The following is a 19,772-nucleotide window of genomic DNA, read 5'->3' on the forward strand; positions in this document are numbered from 1 at the left end:
GGGCGCACACCGATACCGACGGCCCGCCCCTGCCGTCAGCGCAGAGCCGCCGCCATGGCCCTGCCGATCTCCGTGGCGACCAACGGCAGGTCCCAGTAGGCCGAATGCGTCCATCCCCAGTTCAAGCCGCTCGCCGGCGCCGGAACGCAGACGTCCTCGGGCGCGCTGCCGTCGTGGAGCCGGAACATCCGGGCAGCGACGAACGCCAGCACGTCCATCGGTTCCCAGAGGTTGGTCCAGCGTCGCAGCGACGGCGGCAGGACGACCGGATCGGCGCCCTCGTACGGAGGGAGCGAGCCCCCGCGCGGGTCGAGGGCGTGGAAGAACGCGGGCTGGGAGCCGAAGGTCACCAGGGACGAGGTCCACAGCGGCTGGGCCGAGGTCGCCATGTCGAAGGCGACCACCCCGCCGAGGCTGTGGGCGACCACCCGCACGGGCCGGTCGCGGGTACGGCCCAGAGCAGGGTCGACACGGTCGACGGTCTCGCGGACCCGGGCGTGCACGCGGTCGCGGTGGCGCTGGTAGACCAGCATGTCCCCCAGGAAACGGGCGGTGCCCGGCGCGGCTGCCGTACGCACGACGGTGTTGACGCGGCCCAGGGCGGCCGAGATCGCCGCGCCCGCCACCCGGTCGAGGGCCTGCAGCCGGTCCCGGAGCCGGGCCCGCAGCCGGCCGTCGGCGTCGTCCCCGTCACGCCCCCGGAGCCCGTCGTAGGCGCCGGACCCGCCATACCGGCCAGATCCCCCGTGCCGGCCGTACCCGCCGTACCCGTCTGCCCGAAGACGCGGCGGACGACCGGCAGCCATTGAGCCAGGAACCCGCGCTCCTCGTACCCCTCGTTGAGCGGGAAGAGCAGCTCCCAGGGCACGATGTGCTGCGCTCCCAGCACCGTGAACGTACTGATCCGGTCGGCCTCCTCCCAGAACTGCCGCTGCACCGCCTCGGGTACGGCCGACCTCCACAGCTCGGCTCCGTGGGCGCGCAGCCTGCGCCGGAGCCGGGCACCGCCCGTCGGACGGCCTGCGGCGGCCTCCGCGGCGGCGTGCGCCAGCTCCCCGAAGATCTCCTCGGAGGCCCTGCGGGGGTCGCCGGCGCGGAAGCTGAACACCTCGGGGGCGTGACACCGGGAGCTGAGCAGCTGGAAGGTGTACGTACCGCTCTGCCGGTCCTTCTCCAGTACCTGGAGGGTGACCTCTCCGGGCTCGAAGGCCAGGGTGGGCAGCGGGGCGGTCCGGGGCCGCCCGTCGCGGGTCGGACCGTCGTGCTCGACGGAGATCTGGCAGCGGACCTCGCCCAGGAAGGTGCCGCCGCGGAAGGCACGCGTGGTGACCTGGTGCAGCCCGGTGACCGCCGTACGCAGGCCGAAGCGGATGACGTCGGAGTCCTGTCCGGGGCGGACCGTCAGCTCCTGCTGCAGATCGCCGAGGGCCACGAGGCCGGGAGCGTGCACGGTGATGTGCAGCCAGGTGCCCTCCGGCGGGATGTCGAACGCGCGCAGCGCCGCTCCAGGTCCGGCCTCCCCGCCGCACACGACCTGTACGTGCAAGGGGACTTCGCGTCCACCGGCGGCCTGCTGCGGCAGTTCGGCGACGAGCCGGCGCTGCTCGGTGGCAACAGCGATGGCGGGGTGCGTGCCGGCGGACGGCGGCGAGGTCGGCACCGGCCCGCCGCGCGTGAGGAGGGAGTGCCGGGAGACCGCCTCCACGAGGACGTCCTCCAGCTCGACGGCCTCCTCGAAGGCGCACGATTCGACGCGCACCCGCCATCGTCCCTTGTCCGGGAAGTGCAGGGTCCCCTCGAAGCGGCCGTCCGGTCCGGTGGGAACCAGGTTGGACTCCCAGCGCACCTCGTCACTGCCCGGGGCCGTGATCCGGATCCGGAGGAAGCGCTCGTCGCGGCCCGAAACGGCGGCCACCGGCATGGTGAGCTTTGCCGGAACCAGGCTGGGCAGGTCCAGGCCGAGGGGCTCGGCCGCCGGCCGGCCGCTCGGGCCCTGCACCGTGGTGGCGCGGGTGAGTACGGCGAGGACCATGGCGTTGGACAGCAGATCGCCCCTGTACCCGGGTACCACCGTGACGTCGGCCTGCTCGCGGTACGCGTCCGGGACCGCCGAGGCGAGCGGAGTGGTGCCGTCACCCGTGTCGGCCCCGGCGTGCACGCGGTAGGTGGTTCCGTCCGGGGTGAGGGACTCCGGCGTCGGCCGGAACGTGCCGGCGATGATGTGGAAGCGGTAGGGGAGGACCCTGCCGGGGCGTGGAGCGATCTCGCCGAGGAACCGGGCCGCGTCGGCCACCGCGTCAGGTGGCGGGCCGGGTAACCCGGCCTCCGTCAGCGACAGGAGCCGGCCGTCCTGCTGGACGCACGGGAACGTGGGCAGCATCTGGTGAGTGGAAGGCCATGTCGCGAAGGCGTCGAGCACGGGGGAGAGGCGGGACCGTCCCGCTCTGAGCATCGTCGTGGCCGCGCTCACCGTGCCCAGGTACGGGGTGCCGACGGTGATCAGTGCGCTCAGTTCCCGGTCACCCCCCAGGACCTCGGCGAAGTAGCGTCCCACCAGCCCGCCTTCGCAGCTGCAGAGCAGGACGACCCGCGCACTCGGGTGTCCCGCTCGCCGCCACTGGGTCAGCCAGCGTTCGACCGCCTCGGCCAGCAGCCGTGCGCTGCGCCGGTGGGACTGCCGCCAGTCGTACGTGAAGTACCGGAGCCGGGACCCGAACTCCTTCCCGAGAAGCTTGTGGAGCTGCCCGTACGGCCCCGGCACCAGTCGGCGGGTGAGCGCCGGGGCAAGCAGGAGTCCGCCCGGCCGGAGGCCGTCCCCGGGCTCGTCGTCACCCAGACCGGGCGGCAGCGCGGTGAACCCCCTGGGCTGCCGCATCTGTGCCAGGATGACGCGACTCCGTAATCCCCACACCGCCCGCCCCGACGCGTCGACCAGCTCGCTGCCGAGCACGCCGGGGACGAACACCACGAGATCGTCCGTCATGGCCCGCACTATTCCACGGTCCGGGCGGCCCGGTCAGCGGAACGGCGACGACGGACCGGGCACCCCTCAGGGACGCGGACGGCCCGAGTGGAGGGCCGCCAGGCCCCGTGCGTGGTCGAACGCCGCTGCGGCGTCCCGGGCATCGGTCCAGGGAGCGGCCCCGCACCATCCGCCGATGAGGCGGAACTGTGCCAGGGCCTCCGCGTACCGCCCCGTTTTCACGAGTACCGCGGCGTACAGGTGCCGTATCGCGGGAAGCCGGCGGTCCTCCGGACGGGCCTGCGCCAGGTCGGCCTGCACGCGGGCGAGCGCGGTCTTGGTGACCCAGGTGCGGTAGGCCGCGTCGCCGTCCTGGAGGGTGGCTTCGTACACGGCGTGCAGGTAGACGCCCGACAGCAGGCTCCCGGCCGGAGCGGACGCCGCCGACTGCTTGGCGAAGTCGAACATCAGCCGGTGGGAGCCGTGCCACTTGGCGCACCAGTACTGAAGGGCGTGCCAGTGCGCGTCGTAGTGCTGCGGCGCACGGCGCGTGACCTCGCTCCACAGGCCGCGGAACTCGTCGTGGGACAGCCCGAGCCCACGCGCGGCGGCGACCATCGTGACCCACGGGGACGGATCCAGGGGCGCCAGCCTGGCCGCCTCCTGCGCCGCGTACATGGCGGTCGGCAGCAGCTCCCTGAACAGCGCCACCTGCTCGGCGGAGGTCTGGTCGATGGTCCTCTCGCCGCGCGCCGCCCAGGCACGGAGCAGCAGGGCGTGGGCGTGGACGACGACGGGGTCCGCGTCCTGCGGCCGCTTGGCGCGCCAGATCCGCAGCCAGCGCTCGTCCGCCACGGCCAGGTCCGCGAAGGCCTCGACGACCCGCCAGCGCTCCGCCCAGTCCTGGCGTTCCGCGGTGTCCGCGAGCAGTCCGGCCGCGGGCTCCCACTCGCCGCGGAGGGCGGCCTCGACGGCGGAGTGCAGCGCGGGCTCGTCGGAGGGCGGGCCGGAGCGCCGGCAGTCGAGCCGCTCGCGGGGGACGAGGCCGTAGGCGGCGGCGTCGAAGTTCCGGGCTTTCCGGTTGCGTACGGCGAGGCGGGTGGTGTTTACGACCGCCCAGAGGAGGACGAGCAGACCGACGGCGGTGATGATGTTCGTGAGCACGAAGCGTCATCATGCCTGGTCAGGATCACGACAAGCGAACGCTGCGGCAAAGCGCCGGACTCGTTTCGGTCTCGGTTCACGCAGCCCCGGGCCCCGCGGCGCCGGGCACCGGACCGCGTACGGGGTTGCTCCCGCGGTTCACCGGACGGCCCCCGGGCCCAGGCCGGCGATGACCTCACGGGCCGCCCGGGCTCCCGAAGCGAGCGCTCCCTGGACCGAGCCCGTCGCGCGGTGGTCCCCGCAGACGTACCGGCCGGGAGCGAACCGGCTGGTGCGGCTGAGGCGAAGCGGCGGCGCCATGGCGGGCAGGGCGCCGCGTACGGTCACGCGGTGCACCGGCTCCCAGGTTCCGGTGTCCGTGCCGTACGCCTCCGCGAGGGCCTTGAGCACGGCGGCCTCTTCCAGCCCGGCATCGGTGTGCACCAGCACCCCGGGGGTGAACGGTCGCAGGAAGAGGGAAGCCAGGTCCAAGCGGATGCCCCCAACTCCCCGCCCGCGTCACGGGCGCAGCGACTGCCGCCAGGCTACGCACGGACGGCCGCCTCCCGGGGCCGGACGCGCCGGTGCTCCGATCGCACTCGGCGGCCGTCCGGCAGCACCGGACGGCGCGGAAGTGCGACCCGAGCCGCCCGGTGCGCTACTTGGCGAAGCGCCAGGTGACGTCGATCTTGCCCCTGTCGAGCGGAGCGAGGGCCTTGAACGCGCCGGGGGTGAGGTCGAGACCGTGCCTGCCCGCGCCCGTCGCCTCGTCGAGGACCGTCGCCGTGACGGACTTCCCCTTGTACGTGATGACGACCTTCCGCCCGCAGTTGCTCGACGGGTACGCGGCCCCGAACGTGACGGGGTCGAGCGCGACGGCGAGGTCGCTGTCCTTGATCACCTTGCCGCACGCCCCCAGGCCGGGCGAGTAGAAGGTCGCCGACCCCTTGTACGTCTCACCCGGCTTCCCCGGCTTGCCCGGCTGCGGAGACGCCGTCGTGGTCTTCCCCGGCTTCGGGGGCGTGGTGGTCCTGCCCGGCTGCGGGGTGCCCGACGGAGCGGTCGTCCTGCCGGGCTTCGGGGGCGGCGCCGTCGTCCCGCCCGCCTGCGGAGCGAGGACGGTGGCGGCAGGCTCGGCCGCCACCGTGACACCCGGCTTCGCGGCGACCGTGGCGCCCTGGGCGGAGACGCTGGTGGCGTCGACCGTCTCCGAAGCGGAGGCGGTGGCGACGGTGATCACGGCGCCCGAACCGGCGGCGAGTACGGCAACTGCGACGGCAGCCGTGGCGATTCTTGCTTTCATCGCTCTCTCTATCCATCTCTGAGTATCGCTTTCCGAGCGGGTCCGCGGCACGACCGTGACGGTGCGCCGACGCGCACCACCGCGAGCGGACAACACCCGCGCCGACCACCGGAATCGGCCGGCGGTCGCAGCCGACCCAGAATCACGAACTCCGCTAACACACCGCTAACGCCCGCCGGCCGCCCCCAGCCCTACCGGCTCAGCTCAGACCATGCGCCAGTCGAAGTACTGCGAGGGGCTGCCGTTGCACTCCCACAGCTGCAGCTTCGTTCCCGACGCGATGATCCCGTCGGTGACGTCCAGGCACATGTTCGTCCCCAGGTTGCGCAGCCTGTTGCCGGTGCCCTCGTGGACCCAGCGCTGCGCGACCGTGCCGTTGCAGCCGTAGGTCTGGATCTTGGTGCCCTTGGCCGCGACGCCGCCCGCCACGTCGAGGCACTGGCCCAGGGCGCGGAGCTCGAACCCGTCCAGGGCGTCGTCGACGGGCACGCGCCGCCATGCCTGCGAGTTGGACCAGTTGCACCCGTACAGCTGGACGGGGGTGCGGTCCTCGGTACGTCCCCCCTCGACGTCGAGGCACAGGCCGCTGCTCGCGACGTTCCAGTCGACCGCCCGGTTGGTGTCGTTGACGAACCGCTCGGCCTCGCGGTTGCTGTAGCCGATCCAGTCCGTCGAGATCATGTTCGGCATCCGGCCGAGCGTCTTCGGCTCGCACGCCTTCACCGAGCGGTAGAAGTCGTCGTACGAAACCGCGGAGAAGTTGTTGTCGAAGAACAGCTTCTGGAACGCGCGGGCGTTGCCGTTGGCGTGGCTGTTGGGGCCGTCACCATTGGCCCAGGTCGCCTTTCCCAGCTGGGTGGAGATCCCGTCGCCCTTGCGGTCGTTGCAGGCGCCGACGCCGTCGTTGTAGTGGTTCTGTACCGTCCACTCCTTCATGGGGAAGACGTTCAGACCCTGCTTGTCGTACCTCCCCGACAGCATCAGCAGGCGCTTGTTCGCGTTGACCATGTCCTCGACCCTGGGCCAGCCCTTGTTCCAGACGTCCCACCTGTTGGGGTCGAACGCCAGGTCCTGCAGGCCCGGCACCAGATCGAACTCCTGCTGGAGCTGGGCGGTGTCGGTGTAGTCCTCGAAGGTGAGGACGAAGACCTCGTGGGGATTCCTGCGGAGGAAGTCCACGATGGTCTGCATGTGCAGGAACAGCCGCTTGCCCCCAGTCCAGTCAGGGGCTCCGTGCTGGACCCACACCCCGCTGCCGGTGCCCCAGATGTCGAGCTCCGTGGCCCGTACGTTCAGGCTGTTCAGCTGGTCGTGCAGGGAGTAACTCTGGTTCTGCGCGAAGTTGACGCCGTCGGCGCCGTTGGAGAATCCGTTGTGGCTGCCCAGCAGAGTGATCTCGTCGAGGTGGCGGTTGTTCCAGCCGTCCGGCGGAGCGGCCTGCGCGGGCGTGGGAGCCAGGACGGCCCCCAGAGCGAGCAGGAACGCCACCATCGCCCATGCCACGGCCGGCAGCCCCTGCCGTCGGCCCCTTGGAATCACGTGCATGTGATGCGACTCCTTGTCCCCCCTCGTCCGCCCCGTTTCGCCGCGGGTGTGGCGTGGGCGGCAAGGACTCGAAGAGCATGCAAAACGGAGATCAACGTTCATTAAACGGACACATGGTGAGCCGCTTGACCTCCACCAAACTTGAGGTTCTACGGTCGTGCACATGACGAATCAGACGCACCACGAGACGGTCTCCACGACACCTGAGCGCTACCGCACGGCGGTGGTCCCGCACATCGCGGTCGCCGACGCGGCCGAGGCGCTCTCCTTCTACGTACGGGCCTTCGGGGCGATCGAGGACTTCCGCCTCGACGCGCCGGGCGGCGGCGTGCTGCACGCCGAGATCCGGATCGCGGAAGCGGTCCTGATGCTCGGAGACCTGGCCGAGGGCCATTTCGCCTCTCCTGCCGCCCTCGGCGGCACTTCGGCCGCCCTGCACGTGTACGTCCCGGACGTGGACGCCCTCGTCAGCACGGCCGCGCAGGCCGGGGCGGAGCTGCTGCAGGAGCCGGCGGACCAGTTCCACGGCGACCGCACCGCCGTCCTGCGTGACCCGTCGGGGCACGTATGGGTGTTCCTGACGCACCTGGAGGACGTGTCCGGGCCGGAGCTGGAGGCACGACTGGCTGCCGCCCAGGAGGTGTCCGCACACTGAGGGCTGTCCCGCAGCGACCGCTCATGGCTCCGGGAACGGCGGGGTGCCGTCCATCACCCGCAGCAAATTCCGAGCAGGCGCCGCCTCCTCCGGCCGCACGGAGGAGGCGACGCTCTCGATGACCCCCCGGCCTGCGTACACGGCTGCCCGTGCGGCCGCCTCCCAGCCGGGTTGCCGCCGCCAGACCGCGTCGCGCTTGCGGTCCTGGGTCGCCGCGGCGGCGGAGTGCCACTGGTCGGTCCGGCAGATGCTTCCCAGCAGGTCCAACAACTCAGCCTTGCAGGCCACGTGCGGGAACCCGACCAGTTCGAGAAGGAACGGGACCATGCGATCCGGGACAGCAGAACGGTCAGCCAACCGGCCGTGGCCGCGGGGCCCCACCCGTGGATTCCGCGTCGGCGTCGTCGGCGTCGTCGGTGCCGACCGGGCCGCGGGGAAGCATGCGGTCCAGCCACTTCGGAAGCCACCAGTTGGTCCGGCCGAGGAGCGTCATGGTCGCCGGCACCAGCACCATGCGTACGACCGTGGCGTCGATGAAGATCGCGGTGGCCAGGCCGAGCCCGAACATCTTGGCGGAGGGGTCATCGGCGACGGCGAAGGACAGGAAGACCGCCACCATGATGAGGGCGGCCGAGGTGATGATCCGGGCGGTGCCCGAGACGCCCTCGACGATCGCCGTGCCGTTGTCGCCGGTGCGCAGGTACTCCTCGCGTACGCGCGAGAGGAGGAACACCTCGTAGTCCATCGACAGGCCGAACAGGATGGCGAAGAGGAACATCGGGATGAACGACACGATCGGGACCGTCGCTTCCAGCCCGATGAGTGCGCCTCCCCAGCCCCACTGGAAGACCGCGACCATGATGCCGTAGGCCGCTCCGATGCTCAGCAGGTTCAGCAGTACCGCCTTGAGCGGTACGAGTATCGAGCGGAACACCAGCATCAGCAGCAGGAACGACATCGCCAGCACGGTGGCGACGAACACCGGCAGGCGCTGGCTGGTGCGTCGGCCCACATCGGACAGGCTCGCGGCGGCGCCGCCGACGTGGGCCCTGGCCGGGCCGTGCCCGATCGCCGTGGGCAGTACGTCGGCGCGCAGCCGGGCGATGGTGGCGGCCGTGGCCTTGTCCTGAGGGCCGGTGGCCGGGAACACCACCAGGGTCGCGATACCGGTGGCCCGGTCGACGTGCGTCGGCGCGACGGACGCGATGCCCGGATCCGCCGCGACCGCCCCGACGAGCCGGTCCAGCACCCCCGGATCACCGGCGGGGTCCGCGGCGATGACGAGGGGACCGTTGATGCCCGGGCCGAATCCCTCGGCGACGAGGTCGTAGGCCCGGCGCTCGGTACGGCTGTGGGGCAGTGAGCCGTCGTCGGGCAGGCCGACGCGCAGGCCGAGCACGGGCAGCGTAGCCGTCAGCAGCAGCACCGCCGCGCCGACCGCGTACAGCACCGGGTGCCGGCTGACGTGCCCGATCCAGCGCCGCCAACCGGCGGCGGGGACGGCGTCCGGCACCGAGCCCCGCCGTCGCAAGAGCCGCCCGGCCCGAAGCGCCCGGCCGATCCGGCCGGCCCGGGCCAGGCGCGGGCCGGCGGCGCCGAGGAAGGCCGGCAGCAGCGTCACCGACGCGAGCACCATGATCAGGACGACGATCGAGACGGCGATCCCGCCCACCGTCATGAACGGCACGTTCGCGACCGCCATGCCGAGGATCGACACGACGACGGTTCCGCCGGCGAAGACCACCGGCCGCCCCGCCGTGGCCACCGCTCGTCCGGCCGCCTCGTGCGGATCGAGCCCGCGTGCGAGGTACTCCCGGTGCCTGGCGAGCACGAACAGCGCGTAGTCGATGCCCACTCCGAGCCCCACCATGCTGCCCAGGACCGGTGCGAAGGAGGGGACGTCCGTGACCCCCGCCAGTACCGTCATCGTGGCGACCCCGACGGTCAGTCCGAAGACCGCCATACCGATCGGCAGCGCGGCGGCGACGAGCGAACCGAACGCCAGGAACAGGATCGCGGCCGCGGCGAGGAGGCCGATCAACTCGCTCACACCGCCGTCGGGATCGGAGAAGGCATAGAAGAGGTTCCCGCCCATCTCGATGCGCAGGGGCAGTTCGGCCCGCAGCCGGTCGCCGAGATCGACGAGGGCGTGGAGGTCGTCGGCCGACAGCCGGCTCTGGTCGGGGTACTGCACCCGGACCACCGCGATCCGCCCGTCGGCCGAGACGAGGCCGCCGCGCACGGCGGTGTCCCCTCCCGCGTCGAGTGCCCCCGTCGGGTCGCTCGTGCCGAGCACGTGCGGCAGCCGCTGCACCTCGCTCTGCAGCCGCGTGAGAGCGGTGCGCGCGCTGTCGTGATCGAAGAACGTCGCAGCACCGTCGCGGGGGGTGACGACCACTTGGGCGGTCATCCCCTCCTGACCGGTGCCGGCCCGCTCGATCAGTTCCGCGGCCCGCTGGGAGTCCAGTCCCGGAGCGGTCATCGAATCCGCGTTCCGCCCGCCGAAGGCGATCGCGGCGAGGACGGCGAGCGTGGCGGCGACCAGCCATGCCGCGATCACCCGCCAGGGATGACGGGCGGCGCTTGCGCCCAGGCGCAACAGGGCTTTCGAGAGCATCGGGTCCTCCAACCACCTCGTCGGCCGTCCTTGTACGGCCGCCGATGCAGAGGCTCGTCGCCACGGCGCTCGGCGGCATCGGCCCGCGGGCCGCGGATCCGTCGGCCCCAGGGCGGAGTGACGACCCGTCCTTTCGGCCGATGCGCGGCACGCCGCGGTCCCTACGCTGGAAACCGTGCTACGAGACGACCTGCGAACCCTGTGGACCGAACCCCGGCCGCCCGCCGCGCCCGCCCGTGTGCGGCGGGACTGGGCGCTGCTCGCCGTGGGCCTCGCCGGTGTGGCGCTGGAGGCCACCCTGCGCGAGAACGTCGTGTGGCGGCCGGTGGCGGTGGCGTTCGCCGTATGGCTGTGCCTGCTGACCCTGTGGCGCCGGACCCGCCCGCTGGCGGCGGTGACGCTGGCGTTCGGCTCGGTGGTCCTGCTTCCGGTGGCCTCGCTCGTCGCCGCACTGCGCGAGCCCGTCGGCCTGTACACGGGCACGGTCGTGCTCGTGCTGGTGTACGCGCTGCCCCGCTGGGGATCGGGACGCGAGGTCGTGCTCGGCGGCGCGGTGATCCTCGCGGCCGGCGCGCTGTGTTCCGTCACGGACGAGACCCCGCTCGTCGAGAACCTCGTGGGCTTCGTCTTCCTGTTGCTGCCCGGCGTGGTCGGGGCCGCCGTGCGGTTCCGGGTGACCGCTCGCGATCGGCAGCTGGAGCAGGTGCGCTCCCGCGAGCGCGAGCAGCTCGCCCGGGAACTGCACGACACGGTGGCCCACCACGTGTCGGCCATGGTGATCATCGCCCAGGCGGGCCGGGTGCTCGCGGGCACCGACCCGTCCGCCGCCGTCGAGGCGCTGGAGCAGGTCGAGGAGGAAGGGGCGCGCACGCTGGAGGAGATGCGCGCCATGGTCGCCGCGCTGCGCGACCGCGGGGTCGGCGCCGAGCTGGCGCCCCCTGCCGGAGTCGCGGATCTGGAGCGCCTGGTGCGCACCCCGCGTGGTCGCCTCAGGGTCGACCTGGGACTCGACGGCGAACTGGACGCGCTGCCCCCGGCCGTGGACGCGGCCGTCTACCGGATCGTGCAGGAGTCGGTGACCAACGCGCTGCGCCATGCGGTCGACGCGACCGAGGTCGCCGTCCGGGTCGCCGCGGAACGGCACACGGTAAGGGTGAGCGTGCGCGACAACGGCCGGCGCACCGGCCGGGGCCGCGACGGATACGGACTTACCGGACTGCGCGAGCGCGCGACCCTGCTCGGTGGCACACTACGAGCCGGCCCGGGTACCGACCGGGGCTGGCATGTCGAAGCCGAACTGCCGAGAGCGAGGAGCGAGAGCGGTGTCCATTCGCGTCCTCGTCGCTGACGACCAGACGATCATCCGCATGGGGTTGCGGATCATGCTGGACGCCCAGCCCGGCATCGAGGTGGTCGGCGAGGCCGCCGACGGACTGGAAGCGGTCCGTCTGGCCCGCGAACTGCGCCCGGACGTCTGTCTGTTCGACATACGCATGCCCGCACTCGACGGGCTGGAGGCCACCCGGCTGCTCGCCGGCCCGGGCGTCGCCGACCCGCTGGCCGTGGTCGTCATCACCACCTTCGACCTCGACGAGTACGTCTACGGCTCACTGCGTGCCGGCGCCCGCGGATTCCTCCTCAAGGACACGGGACCGGACCTCCTGGCCCAGGCCGTACGGTCGGCGTCCGACGGTGAGGCGCTCATCGCGCCCAGCGTCACCGTCCGCCTGCTCCAGGCATTCGCGGACCTGCCCGCCGGCCGGCCCGCGGCCCAGCCGGTCTCTCCCGTGACCGCCCGCGAGGAGCAGGTGCTCCTCGCCGTCGCCCGCGGGCTGACCAACACCGAGATTGCCGATGCGCTGCACATCAGCCTCAGCACGGTGAAGACGCACCTGGCCAGCCTGATGTCCAAACTCGGCGCCCGCAACCGGGTCGAGATCGCGATGTGGGCCTACGAGACGCGCCGCATCCTCCCCGGAACCTGAGCCGGGCACCGCGCGGCTGGGGGAGCCCCTTGGCCGAGCGGCAGCGACACCGCGCCCCGCACCTTCGCCGCGCTCGCGCCGCCTGCGGGACACGAATCGACGCCTACCTGAAGTTCGGTGCCTACGGAGGGACGGCCGACGGTCTCACGATCGACTGCCGCCGGGGGCAGGAATCCTACGGCGCGATCGGACGCTTCTTCGACGAGACCGCGCCCCCACCGATGCCCTGAAACGGGCCTGAACAAGTACCCGGAGGTCAGGTCGGCCCTGGACGCACTGGACCGCGGCGAAGCCCCGCCACCTCCGCACCAGGCAAACCCGCTGGCCCTGCGCCTCCGTTCGCTGATCGTGCAGGCGAACACCCACCGGGACGACCGTCGCAGATGGGCCGCGGAGAAGATGGTCCACGGAATCTGGGGCTCGCCCTACAGGCCCGTGTGCGAGAGCGCGAGCATCCGCGGCGACCTCACCACCGACTGGCGTACAGATCTCCACGCCGACCTGGGCAACCCGCCACTCCCACCCATACCTGACGACCGCTTCTGGGCGACCCTGCGCAATCCCGCCATCGACTCCAGCTGGCACGCGGCTCAATGCGCCCAGAACCAGGACCAGGACCGGCCCCAGGGCTCCGGTTCCACCTGAGAACCCGTTGCCGTACCGATCACGGAGCCTGTCGATCGAACGGGAACCTCGGCCGGGTGATCGCGGGCACTGCCCGGCGTGAGGCCATGACCTGGCGGTATACGGGGAAAATCCAGGAGAGCGGACGCCCGCGCGCTGCTACGGTCGGGCGCTATGAGCTGGCTCCCCGACAACTTCGTCCATCCCGTCCTCGTACCGCTGCCGGGTGGTGGTCATCACCTGCGGCCGATCCGGGAGGCGGATGCCCCACTCGACTATCCGGCCGTGATGGGTTCGCGCGAGCGGCTGTGGACCATCTTCGGCCCAGCCTGGGGCTGGCCCGCGGCCACCATGACCTACGAGGCCGACCAGGCCGACCTGTTGCGGCACGAGAAGGAGATCGCCGCACACCAGTCCTTCAACTACGCGCTGCTCGACGCGGCGGAGACGGCTCTGCTCGGCTGCGTCTACATCGACCCACCGGAGAAGGCCGGCGCGGACGGCGAGATCTCCTGGTGGGTGGTGGACGAGCTGGTGGGCAGCGAGGTCGAGCAGGCCTTCGACGAGCTGGTGCCGCAGTGGATCGCCGCCGACTGGCCGTTCGAGCAGCCGCGTTTCCTCGGCCGGGAGATCTCCTGGTCGGACTGGCTCGCCCTGCCGGAACACCCCGACGCGTAAGCTGTCGGAGGTCCCGACGATTCCGCACCGTACGTCCGCCTCGTGGCGGACCCGGTTACCGAGATCGCGTCCCGCCGGCCCGTCTCCGTCGACCTGCTGGCCGCAGTCTCCTGGGCACCCGGGCAGGAGCGGGCTGGGCGGTCCGCACGTTCAGCCCCACCCCCCCCCTACAGGGTCCTGGCCCCTGGCGGCCCGGTTCCCCGCCGGCGTCACGGCCGACCTCCCGAGCGCCTCCCGGCCTCATGAGCTTCGGCCCCCCCGGCGGGGTGCCTCCACGTTGAGCGATATACGGCGCGCGAAAACACCGGATACGCCGTCCGGACGTCCGGCCGTCCGGCCGCCATGAACGCATTAGAGACCCCGTCTCCATGGAGTTCGGAATTCAGTCGTGAGGGCATGACTTCGCCAAGTAAGTCAAGACTTACTTTCAGGGTGCAACGGACCGTAAGGTATGGCTCGAATCGAAGGAGCCTTCCTGTTGTCGAACACAAATGACGCCACTGCGCGGGCAGTTGCATCAGAGCGCGAATATGTGTCCTCCCTGTACGAGGTACTCACCGACCGCCTTTCCGAGGCCCGCGCAAACCGGGCGAGCGTCCTGAAGGCCCCGGCGGACAGTGCCGGCGAGGCGTACGAGCGGGAAAACGCCGCCGAGCGTCTGGCCAAGGAAATCGGCCGCCTGGAGGGCGCCGAAAAGGGCCTGGTCTTCGGCCGCATCGACAGGACCGACGGCACGGCCCTGCGCATCGGCCGGATCGGACTGCACACGGACGAGGACGACCTGCCGCTGCTCGTCGACTGGCGCGCGAACGCCGCCCGGCCCTTCTACGAGGCCACCCCCGTCCACCCGATGGCCCTGCGCCGGCGCCGGCACCTGCGCCTCGACGAGCGCACGGTCGTCTCGGTGAGCGACGAACTGCTCGACGGGACCACCCCGACCGGCGAAGACGTCGTGGGGGACGGCCCGTTGACCGAGGCCCTGTCGGCACGGCGCACGGGCAGGATGCACGCCGCCGTCGCGACGCTGCAGGCCGAACAGGACGAGATCGTCCGCTCCGCCCACCGCGGGGTGACCGTCGTGCAGGGAGGTCCCGGCACCGGCAAGACGGTGGTCGCCCTGCACCGGGCGGCGTACGTCCTGTACGCGTTCCCGCGCGCCGCCGAGGAGGGGGTCCTGGTCGTCGGTCCGAACTCCCGCTTCCTCGACTACATCTCCCAGGTCCTCCCCTCGCTCGGTGAGAACGACGTCGTTCTCGCGACCTGCCGCGAACTGGCCGGAGTCTCCGCGGAGATCATGACGGACCCGTTCGAGACGGCGCGCATCAAGGGTTCCTCCCACCTCGCCGACGCCCTGGCCGGCCTGCTGCGCGTCCACCAGGCCCCCGCCGGCGACTTCACCGTGCGGGTCGGACGGCAACTGGTCCACCTCTCCGGCGAGGAGGTCGCCGCGGCACGCGACGCCGCCCTGGCGGCCGCCCCGGGGCACAACCCCGCACGCCAGGTGTTCACGGAACTCCTGGTCGACGCCGTAGCCGACGCGACGCGGCGGGACATGGGCGACCTCCTGGAGCGGATCGACGCCGATGCCGCCCTGATGACGGGCATGGACCTCGACCGGTTCACAGGAGCCGACCGGCGCCGCACCGAAGGCGCCGCCGACCCGGACCCGGTCCACGAACTGGACCTGGACGCCCTCCGGGCCGATCTCCTCGACGACGCCGGCGTCGACCGGGCGGTCGAGGCGCTCTGGCCGCGCCTGGTACCCGGTGACCTCGTCAAGGCGCTCCTGACGGACGCCGGCGCCCTCGCCGAGCACCTGCCCCGCCTGACCGCCCAGGAACGGTCACTCCTGCTGCGCGGTCCGGACGGCCCGTGGACCGATGCCGACGTGCCGCTGCTGGACGAGGCGGCGAGCCTGGTCGACGGCCCACCCGAGCGGACGTACGGGCACGTCGTCGTCGACGAGGCCCAGGAACTGACCGCCATGCAGTGGCGGATGATCGTCCGCCGCTGCCCGGCACGGGCGATGACGCTGGTGGGCGACTTCGCCCAGGCGGGCCCGGTCGCGACGGCACGCGACTGGAAGGAAGCACTGGGCCCCCACGTCGGACCGCGGTTCCGACTGCACCACCTGACCGTCAGCTACCGCACCACGCAGGAGATCCTGGAGAGCGTCCGGGACCTGCTCACGCGGATCGCGCCGGACCAGGAACACACGCGTTCGCTGCGCAGCGGTGAGCACCCCCGCACCGTGGCCACGCCCCCCGGCGGGCTGGTCGCCGCCGTCCTGCAAGAGGTCCGCGCCCAGAGCACCGCCCACCCGGGCGAGCTCCTGGGAGTGGTCTGCGCGGACACCAGGGTGGACGAGCTGGCGGCCCGGGGCATCGGCGAACACGCACGCATCGTGCCGGCGTCCGAAGCGCGCGGCCTGGAATTCGACGGGGTCGTCGTCATGGACCCGGAGGAGATCACCGCGTACCGCCCGGGTGGGGAGAGGGACCTGTACGTGGCCCTGACCCGGGCAACCAAGCGCCTCTGCACCATCACCGTCCAGCAACTCGGAGACCCGGCCCTCACCACCCCTGCCCGGTGACCACCCTGAGCGGCCGTTGCCCCGGGCGAAGAGAGCGGCAGCACTGCGTCAAAAGATGACCCAGTGGCAAACCACGCCACTACCGACAGGTAGTCTGCCGGAGGTCCGCCGTGCGGCCGCCGACCGGCGAGCAGCACGGCCGCGGGTGGAGAGGGCACGGAGCCCCGGCAGTGACAGCCCCTGCCCCGACTACGGCGCAGCCCCCGCAGCCCTGCCCCGGATGACCCCGGTCCGGCAGCAACCGCGCCCCCGAACGCACCCCTGTCGCAGCCGTGCTCACTGGCGGCAGGGCCCCGACCCAGGCAAAGGACCACCGACTCATGTCCCACCCCCCGTACGGGCAACAGCCCGGCCACGGCCACGGCTACCCCGGCCCCCAGCAGCAGTGGGGCCACGCTCCGCAGCCCGGCGGCTGGGGCCCGCCGCCCAAGAAGTCCAAGGGACCGATGATCGCGGCCATCGTGGGCGGCCTTTTCGTGCTCGGGCTGCTCGGCGCCATCGTCGGCCCCGACGACACCGCCACCACCAACACGGGCAGCAGCACCCCGACGGCCGCACTGTCGTCCCCGCCACCGCCCATAACCCCGCACATCACTGCCACCGGCACCATCACCCCGGCGACCACCGCTCCGGCCCCACCCACCGGCGCCCCCGCGAAGACCGGCGCGCCCGCGGACACCTCCGCCGGCGCCGGGGCCGCATCCAGCACGGGCAGGCTGCCGAACTTCGTGGGCCGGCAGCTCCAGGCCGCCCAGGACGACGCCCAGGCAGCGGGGTTCTACCTCCTGTCCAGCACCGACGCGACCGGCGCGGGCCGGATGCAGGTGCTCGACCGGAACTGGAAGGTGTGCGGGCAGAGCCCGGCACCCGGCACCCACGACGTCACGACCCGCGTCACCTTCTCCACGGTCAAGACCGAAGAGTCCTGCCCCTGACGCCCGGCCCCGACCACCGCTGACTCAGATTCGGCGGCTCGCCGCGTTGCGGACCCGGCGGGTGCGCCCGTGCTCGGCCAGCAGGCCGAGGGCGGCCGGCGAGGTGACGAGCTGGGCGGCGGCGGCCGTGCGCTGGAACCAGTCGGACGCGGCCAGCAGTTCCTCGTCGGTCCAGGGCTCGTCCAGCACGATGGACCTGAGCAGAGTCCACTCGCGCAGGCGGCGGGCGAGGAAGGCGCGGTCGCCGATGACCGTGGCCATCATCGCGGCCCAGGCGGGGAACCGGGAGCCGGTCAGCTGCTCCGCCGCCCGGCGTTCGAGGTGATGGTTCACGGCGCTCTCGGCCATGACCGCGTCGTCGTCACGAAGGACGGTGGCCAGCAGCCCGGCCTCGTCCGCCTCCGCGACGCCCTCCAAGGCCCGCAGGTATCCGGCATAGCGCCGGTGCTCGGGGGGTTCGTCGTCATCGTGAGGGCTGGTCATGCGGCAATCACACCATTCCCCTCGACCAGCCGGCGAAGGGAGGGTCGCCGCGTCGGTGCGGCGATCCTCCTCAGCGGAGGCGGACCGCGATGGCCGCGACCGGGCAGGCCTGTGCGGCATCGCGCACCAGGGGGTTGCCGTTGCCGTCCTCCCGGCCGGGCAGCACCTCGCCGAATCCGCTGTCGCCCTGGGTGAACACGTCCGGGGCGGTCAGGGCGCACTGGCCGGCTCCGATGCAGCGACTGGTGTCGACCGCGATGTGGACGGGACCGACGGGACGGCCGGGACGCACGGCGCTCACCACGCCACGGGCAGCTGGACGATGCCCTGGATGGTGTCACCCGGCTTGAACGGGATCTCCTGCGCGGGTGCGTCCAGCCGCAGCCCGGGAAGCCGGGCGATCAGGGTGCCCAGGGCGATCTCCATCTCCGCGCGGGCCAGGTTCTGCCCGAGGCACTGGTGGATGCCGAAGCCGAAGCCGACGTGGTGGCGCGCCGAGCGCTGCCAGTCGAGCACGTCGGGGTCCGGGTAGACGCTCTCGTCGCGGTTGACGAGGGAGAGGGAGAAGACCACTCCGTCGTCCTTGCGGATCGTCTCCCCGGCGATCTCGATGTCCTCGACGGCGACGCGCAGCATCCCTTCGACGATGGACAGGTACCTCATCAGCTCCTCGACGGCCGTCGGTACGAGCGAGGGGTCCGCCCGCAGCTCGGCCAGCCGTTCGGGGTGCTCCAGCAGGGTGTAGGCGCCCAGCGAGACCATGTTGGCCGTGGTCTCGTGGCCGGCGATGAGCAGGATGAACGCCAGCCCCGCCAGTTCCTCGGCGTCGAACTCGCCCCCGGCGGTCTGCTCGCGGATGATGTCGTCGAGCATGCCCTCGCCCGGCTCCGCCCGCTTGGCCTCGATCAGCACCCGCAGATAGTCCTCCAGACGGTCCCTCGCGTCCTCCACATCGGACAGCTCGGGGCCGCGCAACAGCCGGCGCGACTGCTCCTCGAAGAAGGAGTGGTCCGCGTACGGCACGCCGAGCATCGAGCAGATGACCTTCGACGGCATCGGCAGGGCGAAGTCGCCCACCAGTTCCGCCGTCGGGCCCTTGGCGATCATGTCGTCGATCAGCTGGTCGACGATCTCCTGGATTCGCGGGCGCATCGCGTGGGTGCGCTTGAGCGTGAAGCCCGGGATCAGGAGCCGGCGCTGGCGGTTGTGCTCGGGGTCGTCGACGCCCAGCAGCGGCGTGCGACGGCGCAACAGCCCGACGTAGCGCTCGGACGGCACGGGGAACGCCTCGTTCTCGCTGTCGCTGGACAACCGCGCGTCCCCCAACAGCGCCCTCGCGGCGGCGTGTCCGGTCACCGCCCACACCGAACGGCCGTCGAAGAACGTCACCCGCTTGAGCGGGGCACCACCCCGGAGCGGGTCATAGGCGGCTGGCGGGTGGTACGGGCAGGTGCGGTCCTTGGGGAACGCGACGGGCTCGGTCATCAGGCATCCTCACGCAGACGGGCGACGTACGGCGGGCGGCACACCCGCCGCCCGCAGCGTGCCCCCCACCGCCTGCGTGACGCTGAAGCGGCACCAACAGACGTACCTGCGAACCCTCGTCACGTGGCCAACGGTCAGACGCCGAAAGCAGGGAACACCCGTAGGGACGCCACGTCCGTAAGCCGCCCGTCCGGCAGCTCAGCCCGCGTGCCCGGCCGTCAGCCGCTCGCGCAAGGCCCGCCTCGCGTCCGGCCACTCGGGGCGCGTGAGGGCGAAGACCACCGTGTCCCGGACATGGCCGCCGCGCATCACCATGTGCTGGCGCATGATCCCCTCCTGGGTCGCGCCGAGGCGCGCGATCGCGGCCCGCGAAGCGGCGTTGCGCACGTCCGTCAGCAGCTCGACCCGGTTCATCCCGAGGTTTTCGAAGGCGTGCGTGAGCATCAGCAGCTTGGCCTCGGTGTTCACCCCCGTGCGCTGCCAGGTCCGGCCGAGGAAGGTCCAGCCGATCTCCAGCCGGCGGTGCACCGTGTTGATCATCATCAGCCGGGTCGAGCCCGCGATCCTTCCCGTAGCCAGATCCACGGTCGCGTACGCCAGCTCCCGGCCGGCCTCGCGCGCCGCGACGGCGTCGGCTATGAAACCGCGCACATTGCTCGGGTGCGGCACCATGGTCACCCCGAGCTCCCACAGGTTCCCGTCATGCACCGCCTCGCACAGCCCGTCGTGGTGCCGCTCCTCCAGGGGCTCCAGCCGCACCGCCC

Annotated in this window: 18 protein-coding genes and 1 pseudogene; 7 read left to right on the forward strand and 12 right to left on the reverse strand. The window is 72.1% G+C overall.

Annotation, left to right across the window (positions count from 1 at the left end; translation table 11 throughout):
* Positions 1–35: 35 nt before the first annotated feature.
* From AC07A6_RS25310 to AC07A6_RS25335, 6 genes and pseudogenes are all read right to left on the reverse strand, one after another.
* Positions 36–404 (reverse strand): hypothetical protein, encoded by a 369-nt coding sequence (locus AC07A6_RS25310; protein WP_478778638.1) that lies wholly within the window; start codon positions 402–404, stop codon positions 36–38.
* Complete coding sequence (locus tag AC07A6_RS25315) at positions 347–2,983, reverse strand: hypothetical protein (protein WP_478778639.1); 2,637 nt, start codon at positions 2,981–2,983, stop codon at positions 347–349. The genes AC07A6_RS25310 and AC07A6_RS25315 overlap by 58 nt, the downstream gene beginning before the upstream one ends.
* 66 nt (positions 2,984–3,049) lie before the next feature.
* A complete protein-coding gene (locus tag AC07A6_RS25320; protein WP_478778640.1) occupies positions 3,050–4,126 on the reverse strand; it encodes a hypothetical protein in 1,077 nt (358 codons plus the stop codon).
* A 138-nt stretch (positions 4,127–4,264) separates the two neighbouring features.
* A pseudogene (locus AC07A6_RS25325) lies at positions 4,265–4,522 on the reverse strand (FAD-dependent oxidoreductase); the annotation flags it as partial.
* Between the two features lie 241 nt (positions 4,523–4,763).
* Positions 4,764–5,408 carry an RlpA-like double-psi beta-barrel domain-containing protein gene (locus AC07A6_RS25330; RefSeq protein WP_478778641.1) on the reverse strand — a complete coding sequence of 215 codons (645 nt, stop codon included), beginning with the start codon at positions 5,406–5,408 and terminating at the stop codon, positions 4,764–4,766.
* Between the two features lie 204 nt (positions 5,409–5,612).
* The gene (locus AC07A6_RS25335) at positions 5,613–6,953 is read right to left on the reverse strand and encodes a ricin-type beta-trefoil lectin domain protein (protein WP_478778642.1); all 1,341 of its coding nucleotides are present in this window, start codon (positions 6,951–6,953) and stop codon (positions 5,613–5,615) included.
* 163 nt (positions 6,954–7,116) lie between these two features.
* On the opposite strand from AC07A6_RS25335, the gene AC07A6_RS25340 reads away from it, so the two are divergent.
* Positions 7,117–7,608: a VOC family protein gene (locus AC07A6_RS25340; protein ID WP_478778643.1), complete on the forward strand. Its 492-nt coding sequence runs from the start codon at positions 7,117–7,119 to the stop codon at positions 7,606–7,608.
* A 21-nt stretch (positions 7,609–7,629) separates the two neighbouring features.
* On the opposite strand, the gene AC07A6_RS25345 is transcribed toward AC07A6_RS25340, so the two are convergent.
* Positions 7,630–7,935, reverse strand: coding sequence for a hypothetical protein (locus tag AC07A6_RS25345; RefSeq protein WP_478778644.1), 306 nt, complete (start codon positions 7,933–7,935; stop codon positions 7,630–7,632).
* Between the two features lie 22 nt (positions 7,936–7,957).
* A complete protein-coding gene (locus AC07A6_RS25350; protein WP_478778645.1) occupies positions 7,958–10,225 on the reverse strand; it encodes an MMPL family transporter in 2,268 nt (755 codons plus the stop codon).
* A gap of 175 nt (positions 10,226–10,400) precedes the next feature.
* Here AC07A6_RS25350 and AC07A6_RS25355 point away from each other — a divergent pair, with 175 nt between their 5' ends.
* From AC07A6_RS25355 to AC07A6_RS25380, 6 genes are all read left to right on the forward strand, one after another.
* Positions 10,401–11,573 (forward strand): sensor histidine kinase, encoded by a 1,173-nt coding sequence (locus AC07A6_RS25355; RefSeq protein ID WP_478778646.1) that lies wholly within the window; start codon positions 10,401–10,403, stop codon positions 11,571–11,573.
* A complete protein-coding gene (locus AC07A6_RS25360) occupies positions 11,548–12,210 on the forward strand; it encodes a response regulator (RefSeq protein ID WP_478778647.1) in 663 nt (220 codons plus the stop codon). Before AC07A6_RS25355 ends, AC07A6_RS25360 begins: the two co-directional genes overlap by 26 nt.
* Positions 12,211–12,558: 348 nt before the next feature.
* The gene (locus AC07A6_RS25365; protein WP_478778648.1) at positions 12,559–12,855 is read left to right on the forward strand and encodes a hypothetical protein; all 297 of its coding nucleotides are present in this window, start codon (positions 12,559–12,561) and stop codon (positions 12,853–12,855) included.
* Positions 12,856–13,008: 153 nt separating this feature from the next.
* On the forward strand, positions 13,009–13,512 hold the full coding sequence (locus tag AC07A6_RS25370; protein ID WP_362460361.1) for a GNAT family N-acetyltransferase: 504 nt from the start codon (positions 13,009–13,011) through the stop codon (positions 13,510–13,512).
* 532 nt (positions 13,513–14,044) lie between these two features.
* The gene (locus AC07A6_RS25375; protein ID WP_478778681.1) at positions 14,045–16,105 is read left to right on the forward strand and encodes a HelD family protein; all 2,061 of its coding nucleotides are present in this window, start codon (positions 14,045–14,047) and stop codon (positions 16,103–16,105) included.
* Positions 16,106–16,425: 320 nt separating this feature from the next.
* The gene (locus AC07A6_RS25380) at positions 16,426–17,040 is read left to right on the forward strand and encodes a hypothetical protein (protein ID WP_478778649.1); all 615 of its coding nucleotides are present in this window, start codon (positions 16,426–16,428) and stop codon (positions 17,038–17,040) included.
* Positions 17,041–17,064: 24 nt separating this feature from the next.
* Here the strand turns inward: AC07A6_RS25380 and AC07A6_RS25385 are convergent, their stop codons facing one another.
* From AC07A6_RS25385 to AC07A6_RS25400, 4 genes are all read right to left on the reverse strand, one after another.
* Positions 17,065–17,523, reverse strand: a complete 459-nt coding sequence (locus tag AC07A6_RS25385; protein WP_478778650.1) for a hypothetical protein — start codon at positions 17,521–17,523, stop codon at positions 17,065–17,067.
* Between the two features lie 70 nt (positions 17,524–17,593).
* Complete coding sequence (locus tag AC07A6_RS25390; protein WP_478778651.1) at positions 17,594–17,824, reverse strand: ferredoxin; 231 nt, start codon at positions 17,822–17,824, stop codon at positions 17,594–17,596.
* On the reverse strand, positions 17,821–19,008 hold the full coding sequence (locus AC07A6_RS25395; protein WP_478778652.1) for a cytochrome P450: 1,188 nt from the start codon (positions 19,006–19,008) through the stop codon (positions 17,821–17,823). The genes AC07A6_RS25390 and AC07A6_RS25395 overlap by 4 nt, the downstream gene beginning before the upstream one ends.
* Positions 19,009–19,206: 198 nt before the next feature.
* Positions 19,207–19,767: a GNAT family N-acetyltransferase gene (locus AC07A6_RS25400; RefSeq protein ID WP_478778653.1), complete on the reverse strand. Its 561-nt coding sequence runs from the start codon at positions 19,765–19,767 to the stop codon at positions 19,207–19,209.
* Positions 19,768–19,772 lie beyond the last annotated feature (5 nt).

The sequence above is a fragment of the Streptomyces sp. NPDC044002 genome, assembly GCF_056434525.1.